This is a genomic window from Tissierellales bacterium (genome assembly GCA_035301805.1).
Lineage (GTDB): Bacteria > Bacillota > Clostridia > Tissierellales > DATGTQ01 > DATGTQ01.
The window spans coordinates 1-6682 of sequence record DATGTQ010000085.1 but is presented as its reverse complement, the minus strand read 5'-3'; the positions used below and the strand labels follow the sequence as shown (position 1 = coordinate 6682).

Below are 6682 nucleotides of genomic sequence, written 5' to 3'. Positions count from 1 at the left end.
AAAGAGGATAGCAAGCATACTATCCTCTAAAATGTCTTCGTTTCTTGATGTTTCTAAGTTATATTTAATATTTTACAAGAAAGTAGCAATTTAATGACTAAATGAGAAATTTAAACTGGACTTTTTCAGTGGTCTCGGACCATCCCCACTGACTCAGAATGTGGGTCAAGGGGACGGCCTTCAACGACTCACTTTTCTGACATTCTTTGTGATTTTTCACTACACTTTCTTACAGCAGACATAATACTATGTCTAAATTTTGTCTCTTCAAGGGCTTCTACTGCTTCTATAGTAGTTCCAGCTGGTGAACAAACCATATCTTTTAATTCTCCAGGGTGAATACCTGTTTCTAAAACCATCTTTGCTGACCCTAATACTGCTTGAGAAGCAAATTTATAAGCTTTCTCTCTAGGCATGCCCTGTAGTACTCCACCATCTGCCAAAGCTTCAATAAACATAAATACATAAGCAGGTGAAGATCCACTTATGGAGGTAAAGGCATGAATTAAACTTTCATCCATAACTTCCGCTTTCCCAAAACTTTCAAATATTGATTTTACTTCCTCAAATTCTATATCAGTAATTTCATTACTTGGCATCAATGCAGTCATACCTTCTCCTACTAAAGCCGGAGTGTTAGGCATAGCCCTCACAACTTTTATATTCTTACTAAATTCCTTCTGGGTAGTTGCAATATCTATTCCTGCCGCTATTGTTACGACTATTACATCTTCTTTTACTTCATCTTTAATCTCTTCTATAACTTCCGAGTATTTATCTGGCTTTACTGATAAAAATAATATATTAGCGGATTTTGCAACCTTTATATTATCATTAGTAATTTTAACTTTATATGTATTTTTTAAATCTATTAATTTTTCATCTGATGGATTAGAAACAAATATATTATTAGATGGAATTAGTTTAGAATTAATAATACCACCTATTATTGCCTTTGCCATATTTCCTGCTCCAATGAAACCAATTGTCTTATTCATATAAATTCTCCTTTTTTATGTCCTATTTCTACAAACTTTTTAATGCTTTGCATCTTCATCATCTATAAGTTAAACCAATGCAATATAATTTAAATTATATTAATACCTACCACTCTATTTTTTTTACATCAAATATATTCTCACCGATAATTGTTTTTATAGGTCCTTTTAATACTTGTTCTTTACCATTTGATTTTATTCTTAAAAATTTTTTATGTATAATTACATTTTCTATTTTTATTACATTCATAGGATCAAAAGCTGTAATTTCAAAACCTTCTTCTAAAATATTCCCTTTATTGTTCTTTTCAAATTCCTCAAAAACAAAATCCCTATCTTTATTCCATTTTATAATACATTCTTCTATTTCTTCTTGTTTATAGTCTATATCATTATAATCACACACTTCAATATCTAAAATATTTAATTCATTAAATACAAAATCACTTAAGTATAATTGGCTAATCATAAATTTGCTAGTCCAATTTGAAATATATTTATCTGCTATTAAACCTAGCAATAATCCTTGATTATAAGTACTATGTCTAACCTTTAAATTCCGCTGGTTAATATCTGTAAAGCCTTTTATTAAATCTTTTAAGATCTTATTATTACTATCTTTAACTAATTGATCATAGGCTTTAAATTCCACGTACACCGCTGTTCCTTCAACGCTTTCTATTGCTTTTTCATATTTAATAAAGTCACCTATTAATTTTTCTCTTTTAGTTCTTAGACTAAAATAATTTGATAGATATTCTTTTCTTTTTCGTTCATCTTTTTCAAAGACACTATCCATAAGATATTTTCTTTCTAGCATACGCAGACTTATATTTTCTTTAGTAATAGGATAATCTAACCCTTGTAGTTCATTTGGAAACCTTTTCTCATTATTTTCGTACTGAAAACAATGAAACATTTCATGAATTAATAATGAGGCTAATTTAGCATCATTTATATTTTTAGATATGGTTTTATAGTTCCATATTGCAATATATTCATCATCAATTTTTATTGCTGTATTTCCTATAAATCTTTCATCTACTATCCCAATATAGCAATCATTTTTCTTTTTTAGATCTAAATTAATATTACAGTTATCATTAATAAAAAAAATTTTCTCTTTATAGACAGCAAATTTTTTCTTAGTAAAACCTTCCCATAACTGAGTAAATTTTACTGAGTTAATCAATCTCTCTAGTCTATCCATTATCTTAATAATAACTAACACCCTCCTTTTTATAAACTATATAAACTATTAGAAGAATATAAATTACATAAGTATAATATTATTTAAGAATATATTCATTAACATTATTTCGCTTAAAATAATAATAAGCTTCCATAGAATCTTTATGAAATAATTGAAGATTCTCCTTGTTACTATTTAAATAGGATAAATAGTGAAAGATTGCTTTTTCCTTTGAATCTTTTAATGCTTCTCTAATTTCACGTACTAATTTTCTAGACCAATCTGCTTTCCAGCTAAGTTTATCTGCCAAAAATACTTCAATTTCTGTAATACTAGGATTTTTTCTTGAAGTTGTATGATATCCTATAGCTTCCAATATAATTCTATTTTTTATATTAAATACTTTTTCTGCAATAAAGGCCGATACCTTCTGATGCAAAATAGAAGGTACTTGTTTTTCCTCTTCACAAATATGAATGTTATTTTCTATACAAAATCGAATTATGTGGTTATTTTGAACTACCCGTCCTAAATCATGACAATAACAGGCTACTTCACTCCCTTCCTCAATATATCCAAATTGTTGTTGAATATTATATAGTTCTTCAATAACATTTAGTGTATGTCCATATACATCTTGCTTATCATACTTTAAGAAATATACTTTAATATCTTCCTAAAAATCACCTGTAATTTTAAATTTTAAATAATCATCCATGCAGAAAATCACCCTTTATAATCTAATGATATCAATAAGGCTCTGCATTTTTACTTCCCTATAACTGTTCTGTAAACCTTTGGCCTTCTTCTTCTAACTGGTTTCGCATCTATCTCAACCTTTAAATCTTCATCTCCTGCAACCATAATTCCAAAAGTATTTTCTGCTAAATTTACAGCCTGGACCCTACTATCAATAATTTCTATATTTCTATTGGATATTATATTAGCCGTTGAAGTATTAATATTTATTCTATCACAATTTTCTGTTAAAATAATATATACTTTTTCTATTTTCTCTTCTTTAACCTCCTTCATTAAAGGTCTACCTAAAATAGATGATAAATGTTCCTTGGATTTATACAATATGTCAGTGTGATTCCCCTCTAGAATTATTTTATTACCACCTAGATGGCCTATTGTACTACGGGTGGTTACAGTACCGTCACCATAGTTTGTTTTATATATATTTATAGGTTTCCCATCTGCCCATTTTATTTTTCTTCTACCTTTCCTATTTATATCTACTATAAATTCCTTATTCGTATAACTTCCTTTTCCACTTATAATAAATAATTTACTTTGATCTACAGGTCTATTTTCTAACCCATTTAGAAAACTATTATTAATAGACATACCCTCAATGGAAACACCCTTTTTAATCCTATTATCTTCCCAAAATAAATAATCCCCATATCCATAACTAGGCAATAAATCCTTAGCAACAGGAAACATACCTCTCAGAGCTTCTATATGATTAGCATCCTTAAATAAATCATAATAAAGTATGAACCCCAATTTTAATCCGTTATAGAGGAGATTATCCTCTACCTTTGAATAAGGAACCTCCCCCCCGCTCCAGAAATAATAAGCATTTATAGCACCTAAGTTTGGGGTTCCTATCATAATTAGTTTTTCAACAGAATAGGGGTTGAAATAGCTCATATATGCTCTTCCCAATAATCCCCCTAAACTATGTCCTATAATTATTACTTTATCTTTTCCTGTTTTCTTTTTAGCTTTTTCTACATCTGAAAATAAATATTTTTCTACTGAATCTAATACTGATTTTTTCCAATCATAATGGGAGATAAATAAATCTACACCTTCTTCATACCCCATAGAATTTAATATTTCTATAAACGGGGTGTAAACCCTTTCAGCAAATCCAAAGGAAAAATCTCCAGTTCCCTTTATTACATCGTTACCTAAAGAACCAAATAGTCCTGGTACAAAAACTATAGGATAATCCATCATAACCCCTCCTTTCGCCTTTATACCAGGATATTCATTTAATTTATGAAATGTTCTATTTTATATTGAGCAAGGGCTATATCCACAGTCTTGACATTCTGCACAGCCTCCGCTATGGATTAAAGTTCCTCCGCACATTGGACATGTATCGGGATCTTCTTTCATTTGTTCTGCTGCTAATTCGTCAATTTCCCTTTGTAATTCTTCAATCTTTTCCATTGGACTTAAATTATCTTTATTGGTAATCAGTATTCCCTCTCTAGCACAACCATCCCTATATATTGTAATACCTTTAAGCTCTTTCTCCCAGGCATAAATATATAAATCTTCCACCTCTTCTACAGTAAATTTATTAGGAACATTAACTGTAGAAGATATACTAGCATCAATATACTGTTGCCAAGCCGCTTGAACTTTTATTCTATCTTTATAATTTAATGTTGAAGTAGTTACAAAAAAATCTGGTAAATCTTCTTCTTTAGACAGATTATTTTTATCCATATATTCCTTAACTATTGGAGTAAATACCTTATAATAAGTATCTTCATGGTGCAAAGATTCTGACTTCCTAGTATATGATGTTTGAAATATTGGTTCCACTCCATTGCTACAACCAATTAAAGTAGATATACTTCCAGTAGGTGCTATAGTTAAAAGCTGGCTATTTCTAAGTCCATATCTTTTGATTAGTTCTAATACATCTTCATTGGCATTAGATAATAAAAATGGTGAATTTAATATAGCCTCCTCATTATATCTAGGGAATGGTCCATATTCTTTCCCTAATAAAGCCGATTGTCTTAAGGCTTCGTTTACTAATACTTTCCCTATTTGATGAATTAAATCTATAGATTCATCACTACCATATTTTACTCCCATTTTAATAAACATATCTGCTACACCCATAATACCTAATCCTATCTGTCTTAATTCCTTAGACATTTCCCTTTGTTGTTCCAATGGATGAAGATTCATATTCTCATCCAATACTTCATTTAAATATATAACTCCTTCTCTTACCATTTCGCCAAATCTTTTAAATTCGAACTTTGCATCTTCCGTAAACTCATTTCTAACAAATTCACTTAGATTAATAGAAGATAAATTACAACTACCAAAAGCAGGCAGAGGCTCTTCTGCACAAGGATTTACTCCAGCAAACTCAAAGCTTTCATCTTCACTCATTAAATGCCATGAATTTATACGACCTGTATACAATATACCAGGCTCTGCCATATTCCAATTGTTCTCGGCTAATTTCCTAAACATTTCTTTAGCACTAACTTTTTTAGAAATTACTTCACCAGTAGCTTGAACTTTAAAGTATAATTCATATTCCCTGTCTTCCTCAACGGCTTTCATAAAATTATCATCTATATTAACTGATATATTAGCATAGTTTACCTTATCTAAGGAGTTTTTAACATCAATAAACTCTTCAATATCTGGATGATTAGAATACAAGTTAAGCATGAGTGCCCCTCGCCTACCTTTCATACCAATTAATCCAGTAACTAATGAGTAAAGATCCATAAAAGAAACTGCTCCTGTAGTAGTATTTGCAGCATTATTTACTTTAGCTCCCTTCGGTCTTAAATTCGACAGGGTAAGACCTACTCCACCACCATAAGAATAAGTTCTAGCCATATATTTAGCAGTGTCAAATATAGCTTCTATATTGTCCTCTACCTTAGGCATGACATAACAATTACTTAGGGTTATCTTTCTACCGTGCTTATCTAGTCCCCTTCCTGCTAATATTCTTCCTGCAGGCATAAATTTTTTATCTTTTATTGCCTTTTTTATAAAATTATTCCCACCGCTAACTCTAGTTAAAAACCCATCAAAATCCTCGTATTCAAATCTATATTTTTTTTCATAAATATCTCTTTGTAAATCTGTCATTTCCCAACCATGTTTTCTAAGCCTAGCTCTTTCATCCCTATATAAAATATATTTTTTTGCTACATCGGGTCTAGCTCTCATTAGTTCAATTTCAACAAAATCTTGAATTTTTTCAATATTTACTATATCTAAACTTTTAAAACTGTTAAAAGCTCTATCAGCAATCTCTTCAGATAATGATTCATCAACCCCAATATCAGTTTCAGCCATAGCTTTGCTAATAGCTTTAACTATTTTATCTCCTTCAAATTTTACAATAGCCCCATTTCTCTTTTCTACCTTTAACATAAACTTCCCCTCCTACATCTGTATATAGTATGCTTTATTGTTTTATCTACTACATATATACAATCTATCATAAGCTTATGGCAAAATCAAAATAAAAATCAAAATTGTTCTCACTATTCTTAGACATATTATTACAAAGATTTTAGATATTGATACCTATCTTGTCCATCACATCCATATATGACGTTACCCTTTTTATTAATTTTAAAATGAAAAGTTCTAATTATCTCCAATAGAAAACCTTCTTCTTTAAAGTAACCTTTACGCCCATTAAATATACTTATTGTGAAGCTTTAAATGGTCATCAATTCCATAACTTTTTTTAAGT

Annotated in this window: 5 protein-coding genes; all 5 read right to left on the bottom strand. The window is 29.8% G+C overall.

All coding sequences use genetic code 11. From position 1 onward, the window contains the following. Positions 1 to 188 precede the first annotated feature (188 nt). On the bottom strand, positions 189 to 998 hold the full coding sequence (gene proC, locus VK071_03930; GenBank protein ID HLR34463.1) for a pyrroline-5-carboxylate reductase: 810 nt from the start codon (positions 996 to 998) through the stop codon (positions 189 to 191). A gap of 106 nt (positions 999 to 1104) precedes the next feature. Then, positions 1105 to 2229, bottom strand: coding sequence for a hypothetical protein (locus VK071_03925; GenBank protein HLR34462.1), 1125 nt, complete (start codon positions 2227 to 2229; stop codon positions 1105 to 1107). Between the two features lie 58 nt (positions 2230 to 2287). Further along, entirely contained in the window at positions 2288 to 2860 is a 573-nt protein-coding gene (locus VK071_03920; protein HLR34461.1) for an HD domain-containing protein, read from the bottom strand. A 98-nt stretch (positions 2861 to 2958) separates the two neighbouring features. After that, positions 2959 to 4161, bottom strand: a complete 1203-nt coding sequence (locus VK071_03915; protein ID HLR34460.1) for an alpha/beta fold hydrolase — start codon at positions 4159 to 4161, stop codon at positions 2959 to 2961. Positions 4162 to 4221: 60 nt separating this feature from the next. Beyond that, positions 4222 to 6354, bottom strand: coding sequence for an adenosylcobalamin-dependent ribonucleoside-diphosphate reductase (locus VK071_03910; GenBank protein ID HLR34459.1), 2133 nt, complete (start codon positions 6352 to 6354; stop codon positions 4222 to 4224). Positions 6355 to 6682 lie beyond the last annotated feature (328 nt).

What these genes read in the sequence shown, in the direction of transcription:
- proC (HLR34463.1), bottom strand. Translation starts at nt 998, where the DNA reads ATGAATAAGACAATTGGTTTCATTGGAGCAGGAAATATGGCAAAGGCA.
- VK071_03915 (HLR34460.1), bottom strand. Translation starts at nt 4,161, where the DNA reads ATGGATTATCCTATAGTTTTTGTACCAGGACTATTTGGTTCTTTAGGT.
- VK071_03910 (HLR34459.1), bottom strand. Translation starts at nt 6,354, where the DNA reads ATGTTAAAGGTAGAAAAGAGAAATGGGGCTATTGTAAAATTTGAAGGA.